The organism is Streptomyces sp. DH10 (assembly GCF_029813805.1).
Classification (GTDB): Bacteria; Actinomycetota; Actinomycetes; order Streptomycetales; family Streptomycetaceae; genus Streptomyces; species Streptomyces coeruleofuscus.
The window spans coordinates 290786-304725 of the sequence record NZ_JARVKU010000003.1; the positions used below are offsets into that span (position 1 = coordinate 290786).

At 66.5% G+C, this 13940-nt stretch carries 18 protein-coding genes; all 18 read left to right on the forward strand.

Annotated features, from left to right (window positions below):
- Positions 1 to 93 precede the first annotated feature (93 nt).
- Entirely contained in the window at positions 94 to 4566 is a 4473-nt protein-coding gene (locus QC385_RS08260) for a DUF6531 domain-containing protein (protein ID WP_279540611.1), read from the forward strand.
- 14 nt (positions 4567 to 4580) lie between these two features.
- Positions 4581 to 5081: a hypothetical protein gene (locus QC385_RS08265; RefSeq protein WP_279540612.1), complete on the forward strand. Its 501-nt coding sequence runs from the start codon at positions 4581 to 4583 to the stop codon at positions 5079 to 5081.
- Positions 5082 to 5157: 76 nt separating this feature from the next.
- On the forward strand, positions 5158 to 5688 hold the full coding sequence (locus tag QC385_RS08270; RefSeq protein ID WP_279540613.1) for a hypothetical protein: 531 nt from the start codon (positions 5158 to 5160) through the stop codon (positions 5686 to 5688).
- The gene (locus tag QC385_RS08275; protein ID WP_279540614.1) at positions 5685 to 6653 is read left to right on the forward strand and encodes an SUKH-3 domain-containing protein; all 969 of its coding nucleotides are present in this window, start codon (positions 5685 to 5687) and stop codon (positions 6651 to 6653) included. The genes QC385_RS08270 and QC385_RS08275 overlap by 4 nt, the downstream gene beginning before the upstream one ends.
- 441 nt (positions 6654 to 7094) lie before the next feature.
- Positions 7095 to 7403 (forward strand): 30S ribosomal protein S10, encoded by a 309-nt coding sequence (rpsJ, locus tag QC385_RS08280; RefSeq protein WP_003948644.1) that lies wholly within the window; start codon positions 7095 to 7097, stop codon positions 7401 to 7403.
- Positions 7404 to 7420: 17 nt separating this feature from the next.
- Positions 7421 to 8065 (forward strand): 50S ribosomal protein L3, encoded by a 645-nt coding sequence (rplC, locus tag QC385_RS08285; RefSeq protein WP_059424828.1) that lies wholly within the window; start codon positions 7421 to 7423, stop codon positions 8063 to 8065.
- A gap of 4 nt (positions 8066 to 8069) precedes the next feature.
- Positions 8070 to 8726, forward strand: a complete 657-nt coding sequence (gene rplD / locus QC385_RS08290) for a 50S ribosomal protein L4 (protein ID WP_279540615.1) — start codon at positions 8070 to 8072, stop codon at positions 8724 to 8726.
- Positions 8726 to 9145, forward strand: a complete 420-nt coding sequence (gene rplW, locus QC385_RS08295) for a 50S ribosomal protein L23 (RefSeq protein WP_279540616.1) — start codon at positions 8726 to 8728, stop codon at positions 9143 to 9145. Before rplD ends, rplW begins: the two co-directional genes overlap by 1 nt.
- Before the next feature lie 38 nt (positions 9146 to 9183).
- Positions 9184 to 10020: a 50S ribosomal protein L2 gene (gene rplB / locus QC385_RS08300; RefSeq protein ID WP_010036731.1), complete on the forward strand. Its 837-nt coding sequence runs from the start codon at positions 9184 to 9186 to the stop codon at positions 10018 to 10020.
- A 12-nt stretch (positions 10021 to 10032) separates the two neighbouring features.
- Positions 10033 to 10314, forward strand: a complete 282-nt coding sequence (rpsS, locus tag QC385_RS08305; protein ID WP_003992359.1) for a 30S ribosomal protein S19 — start codon at positions 10033 to 10035, stop codon at positions 10312 to 10314.
- Positions 10315 to 10356: 42 nt separating this feature from the next.
- Positions 10357 to 10704, forward strand: a complete 348-nt coding sequence (gene rplV, locus QC385_RS08310) for a 50S ribosomal protein L22 (protein ID WP_010036727.1) — start codon at positions 10357 to 10359, stop codon at positions 10702 to 10704.
- Positions 10704 to 11528 (forward strand): 30S ribosomal protein S3, encoded by an 825-nt coding sequence (gene rpsC / locus QC385_RS08315; RefSeq protein ID WP_086560684.1) that lies wholly within the window; start codon positions 10704 to 10706, stop codon positions 11526 to 11528. The genes rplV and rpsC overlap by 1 nt, the downstream gene beginning before the upstream one ends.
- 5 nt (positions 11529 to 11533) lie before the next feature.
- Positions 11534 to 11953, forward strand: coding sequence for a 50S ribosomal protein L16 (gene rplP / locus QC385_RS08320; RefSeq protein WP_059424836.1), 420 nt, complete (start codon positions 11534 to 11536; stop codon positions 11951 to 11953).
- Positions 11953 to 12177 carry a 50S ribosomal protein L29 gene (rpmC, locus tag QC385_RS08325; RefSeq protein WP_059079052.1) on the forward strand — a complete coding sequence of 75 codons (225 nt, stop codon included), beginning with the start codon at positions 11953 to 11955 and terminating at the stop codon, positions 12175 to 12177. Before rplP ends, rpmC begins: the two co-directional genes overlap by 1 nt.
- Positions 12174 to 12461, forward strand: a complete 288-nt coding sequence (gene rpsQ, locus QC385_RS08330; RefSeq protein ID WP_059424838.1) for a 30S ribosomal protein S17 — start codon at positions 12174 to 12176, stop codon at positions 12459 to 12461. Before rpmC ends, rpsQ begins: the two co-directional genes overlap by 4 nt.
- A 226-nt stretch (positions 12462 to 12687) precedes the next feature.
- Positions 12688 to 13056: a 50S ribosomal protein L14 gene (gene rplN, locus QC385_RS08335; protein WP_003998823.1), complete on the forward strand. Its 369-nt coding sequence runs from the start codon at positions 12688 to 12690 to the stop codon at positions 13054 to 13056.
- 2 nt (positions 13057 to 13058) lie between these two features.
- Positions 13059 to 13382, forward strand: a complete 324-nt coding sequence (gene rplX, locus QC385_RS08340) for a 50S ribosomal protein L24 (protein ID WP_003992365.1) — start codon at positions 13059 to 13061, stop codon at positions 13380 to 13382.
- Positions 13382 to 13939: a 50S ribosomal protein L5 gene (gene rplE / locus QC385_RS08345; RefSeq protein WP_086842632.1), complete on the forward strand. Its 558-nt coding sequence runs from the start codon at positions 13382 to 13384 to the stop codon at positions 13937 to 13939. Before rplX ends, rplE begins: the two co-directional genes overlap by 1 nt.
- Position 13940: the final 1 nt, after the last annotated feature.

Genomic DNA, 13940 nt, shown 5'->3' on the forward strand with positions numbered 1-13940 from the left:
CGGACCTCGCGTTTACCTCGAATGACTGTGCCCTGTAAGTTCACGTGTGCATACGGTTGTTGACGTTGGTGTGGGCGTGACGGGGGTTGCGGTATGGCGGGGCACAGGCCTGCGGACTGGCATGTCCTGGATCTGGACAAGGATCCGACCCCTGGTGATCCGCAGCGGGTGCGCACGCTTGCGAAGCAGTTGCACGACTTCGCCGACGATGTCTCCGAGGCGCTACGACTGGTCAAGGGCATGGCGGGGGAGGGGACGCTGCTTGAGTGGGCGGGCAAGTCGGCGGATGTCTTCAAGGAGGACTTCGCGGATGTCCCGAAGAACCTCAAGAAGCTGAAGAAGTCCTATGAGATGTGCGGGGATGCGCTGACGGACTTCTGGCCGAAGCTGGAGCGGGCGCAGTCGCTGGCGGACAAGGCTCTGGTCAAGGGTCGTGAGGCGCGGGACAACCTCTCCTCGGCCCAGTCGCGTCTCACCTCGGCCGATTCGTGGGTGACGCGGGCCGGCAAGGAGGCGGACAAGTACAAGGACGACCCGACCGGTAGCAAGAGCGCCGAGAAGCCGGACGAGGCGAAGGTGCGGGCGGCGACCCGGGATGTGCAGCACGCCAAGTCGGCCCAGTCCAAGGCGCAGTCGGACGTGTCCGACGCGCAGGACGCCCTGGCTGCCGCCAAGAAGATGGCCGAGGACGCGCGCAAGATGCGCGAGGAGGCGGCCCGCGAGGCGAAGTCGAAGATCGACGAGGCCTCGGATGCCGGTATTCAGAACCGGTCGTGGTGGGAGGAGGTCGGCGACTGGTTCGTCGACAACTGGGACACGATCGTCGCGGTCTGCAAGGTCGTCGTGGCCGTGCTCGGGATCGTCGCGATGATCATCGGTGGCCCGATCCTGGGTGCGATCGTGCTGATCGCTGCGGCGGTCGTCCTGGCCGACACGCTCTACAAATACTCCAAGGGCCAAGCGTCTCTATGGGACGTGGGGTTGGCCGCGCTGGACTGCATACCCGGCATGAAGGGGCTGACCACCCTCGGCGGCCTTGCCAAGGGGCTGAAGGCCTTCGGCAAGACCGGGCTCAAAGGCATGGCGCTCGGGGTCAAGGGGCTCGGCAAAAGCGCAGGCGCCCTGGGTCGCCAGATGAAGAAGCTCTTCTGCCGCACCGACCCGGTGGACATGGCGACCGGCGAGGTCGTCATGTCGGCGACCGACGTGAGCCTGCCGGGTGTACTCCCGCTCGCCCTGGAACGCCACCATCGCAGCAGTGTGCGTACCGGCCGGCTCTTCGGAGTGACCTGGATGTCCACACTCGACCAGCGCCTTGAGCTCGACTCGACCGGAGTACGGTTCGACGCCGCCGACGGAATGGTTCTGCACTATCCGGTACCGGAGGCGGACGCGGCCGTCTTTCCGGTGGTGGGGCCACGCTGGCCGCTGACCTGGGACGGGTCATCCGGGGGCGAGATCGTGGTGCGCGACACCGAGGCTGAGCGGATGCTCCACTTCCGTTCCTTGCCTGGTTGCCGCACCGACGAGCTGCTCCTCGCTGCGATCAGCGACCATAACGGCAATATGATGACCGTCTGTTACGGTCCGGGGGGTGACCTTCGCGAGTTGGTGCACAGCGGTGGCTACCGCCTGGGAGTGACCTGCCAGAGCGGCCGTGTCACCGAGCTGACTCTGCTCAGCCATCCCGAGCAGCCCACTCTTGTGCGGTACGACTACGACGGCCAGGGAAACCTGGCCGAGATCCACAATTCCTCTGCCCAGCCCTTGCGGTTCGCCTACGACAGTCATCGTCGGATCACCGGCTGGCAGGACAGGAACGGCGTCTGGTACCGCTACGTCTATGACGACCAGGGCCGGTGTGTCCGTACCCGAGGCGCCGAAGGTGTCCTCAACAGCGACATCGCCTATGAGAGCGACGGCTCCCGCACACTCTTCACCGACTCGCTGGGTCACACCACGGTCTACGACTTCAACGACTGGTACCAACTCGTCACTGAAACCGATCCACTAGGTGGGCGGACTCACCGGACCTGGGACGACCACGACAACCTCCTGACGATCACTGACGCACTCGGCCGTACCACCGCCTACGCCTACGACGAGTTGGGCCGGGCCACCACGGTGACGCGTGCGGACGGCCGGAGGCTGAGTGTGGACTATCACGAACTGGGAATGCCGGAGCGCATCACCCACGCCGACGGAGCTCAGTGGCAGCAGACCTTCGACGCGGCCGGCAACCGCACCGCCGTCGTCGATCCCGCCGGTGGCGTTGTCCGTTACACCTACGACGACCACGGCGGGCTTGCGTCCGTCACAGACGAGACGGGCAACACGACGGAGTTTGTGTGCGATGCTGCGGGCCTCCCCGTCCGCGTCGTGAGCCCGCTCGGTGAGACCACCTCCTACCGCCGCGACGCCTTCGGTCGCCCTGTCGAGATCATCGCTCCGGGGGGCGCGTTCACTCGCCTCGAGTGGACGATCGAGGGGAGGCCGACGCGCCACATCGACCCGCTCGGCTCTCAGTGGTCCTGGACCTGGGACGGAGAGGGCAACTGCCTGAGCCGCACTGACGCGGCAGGCGCCGTCCATCGGTACGAGTACGGACCGTTCGACGCTCTGCGGGCCCAGACGAACCCCGACGGGTCACGCTTCGAGTTCGAGCGGGACACCGAACTCCGCCTCACCGCGGTAACCAACCCGCTCGGCGCAAGCTGGCGGTATTCCTACGACGCCGCCGGACGGCTCATTCAGGAGACAGACTTCGACGACCGCACGGTTCGCTATGTGCACGACGCGGCGGGCCAGTTGACGGCCCGGGTGAACTCCTTGGGACAGCAGATCCATTACGTCCGCGACGTGCTGGGGCGGATCCGCGAGAAAGACGCCGCCGGGGCGCGTACCACCTTCGCGTATGACCTGTCGGGTCGGCTCGTACAGGCGGTCGGTCCGGATGCGGAGCTCACCTTCGAGAGGGATCCACTGGGCAGGATCCTCACGGAAGTCTGCGACGATCGCGTCTCCCGATACGCGTACGACCCCCTGGGCCGCATGGTGTGGCGCAGGACCCCCAGCGGAGCCGAGAGCCGCTACGACTATGACCCGGTGGGGCGTCCCGTCAGTCTGCTCGCGGGCGACCACCGGCTCGATTTCACCTACGACGCCACCGGCAGGGAAGCACAACGGAGTCTCACGGCGGGTATCGTCCTCGGCCACTCCTGGGACGCGGCCGGCAACCTGCGGAACCAGGCGGCCAACTCCCAGGACCGCACACTGTGGCAGCGCACCTTCTCCTACCGTGACGATCACCATCTGACCTCGATCGCGGACGACCGGCTGGGTACGACGACGTTCGGTCTGGATCCGCTGGGCCGGGTCACGGAAGTCGAGCGTCCGACAGGACGGGAGAACTACGCCTACGACGCCATCGGCAATCAGCTGATCGCCGACTGGCCGGAGCATCATGAGGCCCTGGGCGAGCGGGAATACCTGGGCACGCGGGTGGCGCGTGCGGGGAGGACCCGCTACGAGTACGACGGGGCCGGCAGGACTGTCCTTCGGCGCGCCAGGACCCTGTCGGGCAGGACGTCCACCTGGACATACGCATGGGACGCGGAGGACCGTCTCATCGCGGTGACCACGCCTGATGGCACCCGGTGGAGGTACCGGTACGACCCACTGGGCCGACGAGTGGCCAAGCAGCGCCTGACCGCCGAGGGGAAGGTCGACGAGGAGGTCCGCTTCACCTGGCATGACGCGACGCTGGTCGAGCAGACCGGCGGCGGCGCGAGTGACGATGCGGAACGGGAAGTTCTGACGTGGGACTATCGCGACCAGCACGCCTTGACGCAGCGTCGGCGGCTGTCCCAGCAAGACGTGGACTCCCGCTTCTACGCCATCGTGACCGACCTTGTCGGGACACCGACCGAACTCATCGATGAGGCCGGCGCCATCGCCTGGCAGGCCCGCTCCACGCTGTGGGGCGTGTCCGAGGGGCGCATGGACGGCACAGTCGACATGCCATTGCGTTTCCCCGGCCAATACCACGACCCGGAAACCGGGTGGAACTACAACTACCAGCGTCACTACGACCCGGCGATCGGCCGGTACACGACTCCTGACCCTCTGGGACTGGAGCCGGACCCGAACCACTACGGCTATGTGGACAATCCTCACAGCTGGATCGATCCCCTGGGATTGCTGTCCTGCACAGGCCGCCTGGACAAATTGAATCCGGGTGAAATGTATCTCTACCGTGCCGTGATGGACGGGGAACTCGGTCAGATCCTGCGCACACGAACGTTCCAGAATCCGCAAGGAATCGAGACCAAGTACTTTTCCACCACCGCTGAGGCCGCAGCCTCCTACGCACGGGAGATGTACAGCAGGTTCCCCCACGAAGGAGCGTATACGCTGGTGCGGTCCACCATCCGAAGAGATACCATTCCGGATATCAGTCGAGTTGATCTGGTGGAGGCGGGCGGAATCGAAGCGCTCGCGTTGCCCACCGAGGTCCTCGAACAGATGGGGAGGATTCGGATCCTCCCCGGCATGCCGATTCCCTGAGCAGGAGAGCTGTTGTGCGCCTAGTGATCACCTCGCAGAAGACCGACACGCTGGACAGGTGGCAGCGCGTCTTCGAGGGGTGCGGAGACGTGATCTGCCAGCCGGGACTGCGGGCCGAGACTCCTGTCGACGCGGTACTCATGGCCGGCATCTTCGCCCTCGAACGGTACGGCGGACGCCCCGGCGTCAACCATGCCCAGATCCTGGAGAACCGGCGGGGCGATGGCTGGCACAGCCTCATCATCGTGCCTCCCGGCAGGCCCATGACCAGGGACGCCGAGGGAGGATGGAAAGTCCAGGCCGAATACGCGCACATTCAACCCGCCTACTTCGCGGCATCGCGCTCTTTTCGCGCAATCGAGGAGTGGAATGCTCACCACTTCGAGCGGCAGATTTCCGTGGTGGAGATCAACCTCCCCCTGATGGACATGGACAACCCGGTGGACGACTCGAGCCCGCAGTCCTTCAAGAAAGCGTTCAAGGAACATTGTGAGGCGCGTCCGGATGACGGATGACAGGCATGAAGGCCGGACAGGCCGGGGCAGGACCTCGCGCAGGACGAGTTCGACACAGCCGACGGTTTGCTCAAACGTGAGCGGAGAACTGAGTCAGCTGTCCGACCTCGACGGGCTCACTGGTCAGGCCGTGGAAGCGGTGCTCTCCGCATCGGGCTGGGAAGGCGAGCGCCGGAATCCGGCAAAGGACTGGGCGACCACCTGGAGGCGTGACGACGCCAGCGCCTGGATCCAGGGCCACGGGCCTGTGGAGGTGGAGTTCACCCTCTGGTTTCGCGAGGTCGCCGACGAGTGGCCCGACCCGGACACGTACTTGGACGACTTGTACGACGCCGCTGTCGCCGAACTCCCAGGTGTCGTCTCCCAGTTTGAGTCCGGGGTGCTCGGCGCTCGCCTCGAGGTGTGCGACGAAGACCTGACGGGCGGGGCGGACTTCATCGATCACACCGCATGGAGAGTCTCCGACAAGGTGCTTCTGGCAGGGGTCAAGCACGACGACACCGAAGCACCGGTGCAGCTCGTCGTTGTCCTGCGCGAGTACGGGACGACACTTCCCGACCTGACCCCCAGCGCCGTCGATGGCGTCCCGGCGCCCAGACGGGCATGAGAGAAACGCCAGGCTGGTCCCCGCGGACCGATGAGGTGCTGCGCCGCGCAGGCTGGTGCCCCGGCCGTTCGGTGCCGACAGGCACCTGGGAGTCGATCCTGCGCGAGCGCGGGTCCTTCGTGGCCCACGACGCCGCGCGCCGGTTCCTCTCCGAATTCGGCGCTCTGGTGACGTACGGCTGGCCTGCCGACACGATCACCACCTCGTCGGCAATCCGTTTCGACCCCCTCAAGGCCGGCTGGCAGGACGAGCGGTTCGCGGCGGCAAGCCGGGAAGCGGGGGCGTCCCTCTACCCCGTTGGGACGGCCGACGAAGGCGCCGGCTTCCTCGGCATCACCGAGGACGGGGCGCTCTACCTCGTAAGAGACCGCGTGGAGCTGCTGGCCGAGACAACCGACCGGGCGCTGGACCGTCTGGTCGAGGCGCAGGCGGCCCGGTGCGACCTCTGGACGCCCGCGGTGTCGGCGGGTGAGCACGCATTCTGGCGTCGACTGCACACCGTGGAGACCGGCCATGACGCCGGGCTGCGCTGGTCCGAGGAGACGGACCGGGTGCTGCGGGCGGGCGGCTGGTTCCCGGGCCGGTCCGTTCCCACGGAGACCTGGGAGAGCATCCTTCTGCAGACCTGCGAGTTCGAGATCCACGACGCGGCACGGCGCTTCCTGACGGAGTTCGGAGCCGTGGGCGCTCCTCACCGGGAACCGTGGGACTCCATGCCTTGGCTGGAGTTCTCGCTCGACCCGCTGCTCGCCATCTGGGACGCGGAGATCATCGAAGACCTCGCCGAGCGGGCGGGCGTCTGTCTGTACCCCATCGGCATGCGTGACCGTGGGAACCAGCACCTGGCCATGGCGGAGGACGGATCGGTCTACGCCGGCATGGACGACGTCTGGCTTCTGGCTCCCACCCCCGACGAGACAGTGCAGAAGCTCACCAGGAGGATCCGGCCGACGGCTTCCGATTGATCATCGGCGGCAGGAGCGTGCGGGCACCCGGTTTGACCTACATCACCCCCGGGGTATTCTCTCCGGCTCGATTGGCGTCTGCCATGCCCCGTATGGCAGACTGTCCGAGTTGCTCGGTCGAGTGTTGATGCTGCGCGCCTCCCGCCGGGAGGACCGGAAGCGAGTCCCACAGTACTCGTCGTCCTAACTGCCACACGGCAGCGCTGGGGCGGACGTACGGGAATCTTTCGGGAAGTGTCAGTGCGGCACTGGCCAGGCACCCGGTGGCCTTCTGGCCTCGGTCTGCGGTTCCGGAAGGGCCGTGTGCATTCCCTGGAAGGGATGTTCGAACAAGGGACATCTGTGTCAGCGGAAGAGCGACACGCCCGACCGCGTGGGTCGGACAGAAGGGCTGGAACGCCGGGTTCCAGAGCGTTACGAGAGACAGGACTACTAGTAGCCATGGCGGGACAGAAGATCCGCATCCGGCTCAAGGCCTACGACCACGAAGTCATCGACAGCTCGGCGAAGAAGATCGTCGAGACGGTGACGCGTACTGGTGCGTCGGTCGCGGGCCCGGTGCCGCTGCCCACTGAGAAGAACGTGTACTGCGTCATCAAGTCGCCGCACAAGTACAAGGACTCGCGCGAGCACTTCGAGATGCGCACCCACAAGCGCCTGATCGACATCCTCGACCCGACCCCCAAGACCGTTGACTCTCTGATGCGACTCGACCTCCCGGCCGGTGTCGACATCGAGATCAAGCTCTGAGGCCGGTGATCTGAGAGATGGCTAAGCAGATCAAGGGCATCCTGGGCGAGAAGCTCGGTATGACGCAGGTGTGGGACGCGAACAACCGCGTCGTCCCGGTCACCGTCGTCAAGGCCGGGCCCAACGTCGTCACCCAGGTCCGTACGAACGATGTCGACGGCTACGAGTCCGTCCAGATCGCCTTCGGCGAGATCGACCCGCGCAAGGTGAACAAGCCCCTCAAGGGCCACTTCTCCAAGGCCGACGTCACTCCCCGTCGCCACCTCGTCGAGATCCGCACCGCGGACGCCTCCGAGTACACGCTGGGCCAGGAGATCACCGCTGAGGTGTTCGAGGCCGGCGTGAAGGTCGACGTGACCGGCAAGAGCAAGGGCAAGGGCTTCGCCGGTGTCATGAAGCGTCACAACTTCAAGGGCCTCGGCGCCGGACACGGCACCCAGCGCAAGCACCGCTCTCCCGGTTCCATCGGTGGCTGTGCCACCCCGGGCCGCGTGTTCAAGGGCCTCCGCATGGCGGGTCGCATGGGCAACGAGCGGGTCACCACCCAGAACCTGACCGTCCACGCCGTTGACGCGGAGAAGGGTCTGCTGCTCATCAAGGGCGCGGTTCCCGGTCCGAACGGCGGCCTCGTCCTGGTCCGCACCGCGGCCAAGGGGGCCTGAGGTAATGAGCACTGTTGACATCCTTTCGCCGGCGGGCGACAAGGCCGGTTCCGTCGAGCTCCCCGCGGAGATCTTCGACGTCGAGAAGGTCAGCATTCCGCTGATCCACCAGGTCGTCGTCGCACAGCTGGCCGCTGCCCGCCAGGGCACGCACAAGACCAAGACTCGTGGCGAGGTCCGCGGCGGTGGCAAGAAGCCGTACCGCCAGAAGGGCACCGGTCGCGCCCGTCAGGGTTCGACCCGCGCGCCGCAGTTCGCCGGTGGTGGCGTCGTGCACGGTCCCGTGCCGCGTGACTACTCGCAGCGGACGCCCAAGAAGATGAAGGCTGCCGCGCTGCGTCACGCCCTCACCGACCGGGCCCGCCACAACCGCATCCACGTCGTCTCCGGCGTGGTCGAGGGCGAGACCCCCTCCACCAAGGCCGCCAAGAGCCTGTTCGGCAAGATCAGCGAGCGCAAGAACCTGCTCCTGGTCGTCGACCGCTCCGACGAGGCCGCGTGGCTGTCCGCCCGCAACCTGCCCCAGATCCACATCCTGGAGCCGGGCCAGCTGAACACGTACGACGTTCTCGTCTCGGACGACGTGGTCTTCACCAAGGCCGCTTTCGAGTCCTTCGTCGCCGGCCCGAAGGCCAACGACACCGAAGGGAGCGAGGTCTGATGGCTATCCGTCACCCCGCTATCGCCTCGAAGGCCGCGAAGAAGGCCAAGGAGGCTCGCGTCAAGAAGGCGCGCCGCCACGCCACCGAGGGCAAGAACACCGTCGAGACCCCGCTGAGCAAGTCCTTCACGGACCCCCGTGACGTGCTGCTCAAGCCGGTCGTCTCGGAGAAGAGCTACGCGCTTCTCGACGAGGGCAAGTACACCTTCCTCGTCGACCCGAGCGCCAACAAGACCCAGATCAAGCAGGCCGTCCAGTCGGTCTTCTCGGTCAAGGTCACCGGGGTCAACACGATCAACCGCCAGGGCAAGCGCAAGCGGACCCGCACGGGCTTCGGCAAGCGTGCCGACAGCAAGCGCGCGATCGTGACCCTTGCCGAGGGCGACCGTATCGACATCTTCGGCGGTCCGACCGCGTAAGCGGGTCGGATCGTCCGATATCGGACGAGGACTGAGAAATGGGAATCCGCAAGTACAAGCCGACTACGCCGGGCCGCCGTGGCTCCAGCGTCGCCGACTTCGTCGAGGTCACGCGGTCCACGCCGGAGAAGTCGCTGGTTCGCCCCCTGCACAGCAAGGGTGGCCGTAACAACTCCGGTCGTGTGACCGTCCGCCACCAGGGTGGTGGCCACAAGCGCGCCTACCGCGTGATCGACTTCCGTCGTCACGACAAGGACGGCGTGCCGGCGAAGGTCGCGCACATCGAGTACGACCCCAACCGCACCGCGCGCATCGCGCTGCTGCACTACGCGGACGGCGAGAAGCGCTACATCCTCGCGCCGCGTGGCCTGTCGCAGGGCGACCGCGTCGAGAACGGTCCCGGGGCCGACATCAAGCCGGGCAACAACCTGGCCCTGCGCAACATCCCGGTCGGTACCACGCTGCACGCCATCGAGCTGCGTCCGGGCGGCGGCGCGAAGTTCGCCCGCTCCGCCGGCGCCTCGGTGCAGCTGCTCGCGAAGGAGGGCTCCATGGCCCACCTGCGCATGCCGTCCGGTGAGATCCGCCTGGTCGACGTCCGCTGCCGCGCCACTGTGGGCGAGGTCGGCAACGCCGAGCAGAGCAACATCAACTGGGGCAAGGCCGGCCGCAAGCGCTGGCTGGGCGTCCGCCCGACCGTGCGTGGTGTGGTCATGAACCCGGTTGACCACCCGCACGGTGGTGGTGAGGGCCGTACCTCCGGTGGTCGCCACCCGGTGTCCCCGTGGGGCAAGAAGGAAGGCCGTACTCGTTCGCCCAAGAAGGCGTCGAACAAGTACATCGTCCGCCGCCGCAAGACGAACAAGAAGCGCTAGGAGCGGGTTTAGATGCCGCGCAGTCTCAAGAAGGGGCCCTTCGTCGACGACCACCTGATCAAGAAGGTGGACGCCCAGAACGAAGCCGGCACCAAGAACGTCATCAAGACCTGGTCCCGTCGCTCCATGATCGTGCCGGCCATGCTCGGCCACACGCTCGCGGTGCACAACGGCAAGACCCACATTCCGGTGTTTGTCACCGAGTCGATGGTCGGCCACAAGCTCGGCGAGTTCTCGCCGACGCGCACCTTCCGGGGTCACGTCAAGGACGACCGGAAGTCGAAGCGCCGCTAAGCGCGGGGTGGAATGACCATGACAGACACTGGAAGGACAACCATGGAAGCCAGGGCCCAGGCGCGGTACATCCGCGTCACGCCCATGAAGGCCCGCCGCGTGGTGGACCTCATCCGTGGCCTCAACGCCACGGAGGCTCAGGCGGTCCTGCGTTTCGCCCCGCAGGCCGCGAGCGTGCCGGTCGGCAAGGTGCTGGACAGCGCCATCGCCAACGCCGCGCACAACTACGACCACACCGATGTCGACAGCCTCTACATCTCCGAGGCCTACGTCGACGAGGGCCCGACCCTGAAGCGGTTCCGTCCGCGCGCCCAGGGCCGTGCCTACCGGATCCGCAAGCGGACCAGCCACATCACCGTGGTCGTCAGCAGCAAGGAAGGAACCCGGTAATGGGCCAGAAGGTAAACCCGCACGGGTTCCGGCTCGGCGTTACGACCGACTTCAAGTCGCGCTGGTACGCCGACAAGCTGTACAAGGACTACGTCAAGGAAGACGTCGCCATCCGTCGGATGATGACGTCCGGCATGGAGCGCGCCGGCATCTCCAAGGTCGAGATCGAGCGCACCCGTGACCGTGTGCGTGTGGACATCCACACCGCGCGTCCGGGCATCGTCATCGGCCGCCGCGGCGCCGAGGCCGACCGCATCCGCGGTGACCTGGAGAAGCTGACCGGCAAGCAGGTCCAGCTGAACATCCTCGAGGTCAAGAACCCGGAGACGGACGCTCAGCTGGTGGCCCAGGCCGTCGCCGAGCAGCTGTCCTCCCGCGTCTCCTTCCGCCGTGCCATGCGCAAGAGCATGCAGTCGGCGATGAAGGCCGGCGCCAAGGGCATCAAGATCCAGTGCGGTGGCCGCCTCGGTGGCGCCGAGATGTCCCGCTCGGAGTTCTACCGCGAGGGCCGTGTGCCCCTGCACACGCTCCGCGCGAACGTGGACTACGGCTTCTTCGAGGCCAAGACGACCTTCGGCCGCATCGGTGTGAAGGTCTGGATCTACAAGGGCGACGTCAAGAACATCGCCGAGGTCCGCGCCGAGAACGCCGCTGCCCGTGCGGGTAACCGCCCGGCCCGCGGCGGTGCAGACCGCCCGGCCCGTGGTGGCCGCGGTGGCGAGCGGCGCGGTCGTAAGCCGCAGCAGGCTGCCGGCGCCGAGGCCCCCAAGGCCGAGGCTCCCGCGTCCGCCGCTCCGGCTGAGAGCACCGGAACGGAGGCCTGACCGAAATGCTGATCCCCCGTAGGGTCAAGCACCGCAAGCAGCACCACCCCAAGCGCAGCGGCATGTCCAAGGGTGGCACGCAGGTTGCGTTCGGCGAGTACGGCATCCAGGCGCTGACCCCGGCGTATGTGACGAACCGTCAGATCGAGGCCGCTCGTATCGCCATGACGCGTCACATCAAGCGTGGTGGCAAGGTCTGGATCAACATCTACCCGGACCGCCCCCTCACCAAGAAGCCTGCCGAGACCCGCATGGGTTCCGGTAAGGGTTCGCCGGAGTGGTGGGTGGCCAACGTCAAGCCCGGACGCGTGATGTTCGAGCTGTCGTACCCCAACGAGAAGATCGCGCGCGAGGCCCTGACCCGTGCGGCTCACAAGCTGCCGATGAAGTGCAAGATCGTCAAGCGCGAGGCAGGTGAAGCGTGATGTCGGCCGGTACCAAGGCGTCGGAGCTGCGCGAGCTGGGCAACGAGGAGCTTCTCAACAAGCTCCGCGAGGCCAAGGAAGAGCTGTTCAACCTCCGCTTCCAGGCGGCGACGGGCCAGCTCGAGAACCACGGTCGGCTCAAGGCCGTCCGCAAGGACATCGCGCGGATCTACACCCTGATGCGTGAGCGCGAGCTGGGCATCGAGACGGTGGAGAACGCATGAGCGAGAACAACGTGACTGAAGAGACCAAGACGGACCGCGGTTTCCGCAAGACCCGTGAGGGTCTGGTCGTCAGCGACAAGATGGACAAGACCGTCGTCGTCGCCGTCGAGGACCGCGTCAAGCACGCGCTGTACGGCAAGGTCATCCGCCGTACGAACAAGGTCAAGGCGCACGACGAGCAGAACGCCGTCGGCGTTGGCGACCGGGTTCTCCTCATGGAGACCCGCCCGCTCTCGGCGACCAAGCGCTGGCGCGTCGTGGAGATCCTCGAGAAGGCGAAGTAATCAAGCGGGGGCCCCGCCCCCGCTGACCCCCGCCGGGGGCTCCGCCCCCCCGGCCCCGGGCCGGCGGCTCGCCGTCGGCCTCGGCCGCGGCGGCCGTGCGGCCCCCGGCGGAGGTTCTCGCCTGTAGAGGCCTAAGTAATTCCTTCGGGGGCTACCCCGCAGGACAGTTCCGCCAGGCTCTCCGGCTCAACCCCGGAGGGAACCGGCAGACAACCAGGAGATAGACGTGATCCAGCAGGAGTCGCGACTGCGTGTCGCCGACAACACGGGTGCGAAGGAGATCCTCTGCATCCGTGTGCTCGGCGGCTCCGGTCGCCGCTACGCGGGTATCGGTGACGTCATCGTCGCCACCGTCAAGGACGCGATCCCCGGTGGCAACGTGAAGAAGGGTGACGTCGTCAAGGCGGTCATCGTTCGCACCGTCAAGGAGCGCCGCCGTCCGGACGGCTCGTACATCCGCTTCGACGAGAACGCCGCCGTCATTCTGAAGAACGACGGCGACCCTCGTGGCACCCGTATCTTCGGCCCGGTGGGCCGTGAGCTGCGCGAGAAGAAGTTCATGAAGATCATCTCCCTCGCGCCGGAGGTGCTGTGAGCATGAAGATCAAGAAGGGCGACCTGGTCCAGGTCATCACCGGTAAGGACAAGGGCAAGCAGGGCAAGGTCATCGCGGCCTTCCCCCGCGAGGACCGTGTCCTGGTCGAGGGTGTCAACCGGGTCAAGAAGCACACCAAGGCCGGTCCGACGGCTCGCGGTTCGCAGGCCGGCGGCATCGTCACCACCGAGGCGCCGATCCACGTCTCCAACGTCCAGCTGGTCGTGGAGAAGGACGGCAACAAGGTCGTGACCCGCGTCGGTTACCGCTTCGACGACGAAGGCAACAAGATCCGCGTTGCCAAGCGGACGGGTGAGGACATCTGATGACGACCACCACCAGCCCGCGTCTGAAGCAGAAGTACCGTGAGGAGATCACGGGCAAGCTGCGTGACGAGTTCAAGTACGAGAACGTCATGCAGATCCCCGGTCTCGTCAAGATCGTGGTCAACATGGGTGTGGGCGACGCCGCCCGCGACTCCAAGCTGATCGAGGGCGCCATCCGCGACCTCACCACGATCACCGGTCAGAAGCCGGCCGTCACCAAGGCCCGCAAGTCCATCGCGCAGTTCAAGCTGCGTGAGGGCCAGCCGATCGGTGCCCACGTCACGCTCCGTGGCGACCGCATGTGGGAGTTCCTGGACCGCACCCTGTCGCTCGCGCTGCCGCGCATCCGCGACTTCCGCGGCCTGTCCCCCAAGCAGTTCGACGGCCGTGGCAACTACACCTTCGGTCTCACGGAGCAGGTCATGTTCCACGAGATCGACCAGGACAAGATCGACCGCGTCCGGGGTATGGACATCACCGTGGTCACCACGGCGACCAACGACGCTGAGGGCCGCGCGCTCCTCCGTCACCTCGGCTTCCCCTTCAAGGAGGCGTGAG

What these genes read in the sequence shown, in the direction of transcription:
- QC385_RS08260 (WP_279540611.1), top strand. Translation starts at nt 94, where the DNA reads ATGGCGGGGCACAGGCCTGCGGACTGGCATGTCCTGGATCTGGACAAG.
- QC385_RS08275 (WP_279540614.1), top strand. Translation starts at nt 5,685, where the DNA reads ATGAGAGAAACGCCAGGCTGGTCCCCGCGGACCGATGAGGTGCTGCGC.
- rpsJ (WP_003948644.1), top strand. Translation starts at nt 7,095, where the DNA reads ATGGCGGGACAGAAGATCCGCATCCGGCTCAAGGCCTACGACCACGAA.
- rplC (WP_059424828.1), top strand. Translation starts at nt 7,421, where the DNA reads ATGGCTAAGCAGATCAAGGGCATCCTGGGCGAGAAGCTCGGTATGACG.
- rplD (WP_279540615.1), top strand. Translation starts at nt 8,070, where the DNA reads ATGAGCACTGTTGACATCCTTTCGCCGGCGGGCGACAAGGCCGGTTCC.
- rplW (WP_279540616.1), top strand. Translation starts at nt 8,726, where the DNA reads ATGGCTATCCGTCACCCCGCTATCGCCTCGAAGGCCGCGAAGAAGGCC.
- rplB (WP_010036731.1), top strand. Translation starts at nt 9,184, where the DNA reads ATGGGAATCCGCAAGTACAAGCCGACTACGCCGGGCCGCCGTGGCTCC.
- rpsS (WP_003992359.1), top strand. Translation starts at nt 10,033, where the DNA reads ATGCCGCGCAGTCTCAAGAAGGGGCCCTTCGTCGACGACCACCTGATC.
- rplV (WP_010036727.1), top strand. Translation starts at nt 10,357, where the DNA reads ATGGAAGCCAGGGCCCAGGCGCGGTACATCCGCGTCACGCCCATGAAG.
- rpsC (WP_086560684.1), top strand. Translation starts at nt 10,704, where the DNA reads ATGGGCCAGAAGGTAAACCCGCACGGGTTCCGGCTCGGCGTTACGACC.
- rplP (WP_059424836.1), top strand. Translation starts at nt 11,534, where the DNA reads ATGCTGATCCCCCGTAGGGTCAAGCACCGCAAGCAGCACCACCCCAAG.
- rpmC (WP_059079052.1), top strand. Translation starts at nt 11,953, where the DNA reads ATGTCGGCCGGTACCAAGGCGTCGGAGCTGCGCGAGCTGGGCAACGAG.
- rpsQ (WP_059424838.1), top strand. Translation starts at nt 12,174, where the DNA reads ATGAGCGAGAACAACGTGACTGAAGAGACCAAGACGGACCGCGGTTTC.
- rplX (WP_003992365.1), top strand. Translation starts at nt 13,059, where the DNA reads ATGAAGATCAAGAAGGGCGACCTGGTCCAGGTCATCACCGGTAAGGAC.
- rplE (WP_086842632.1), top strand. Translation starts at nt 13,382, where the DNA reads ATGACGACCACCACCAGCCCGCGTCTGAAGCAGAAGTACCGTGAGGAG.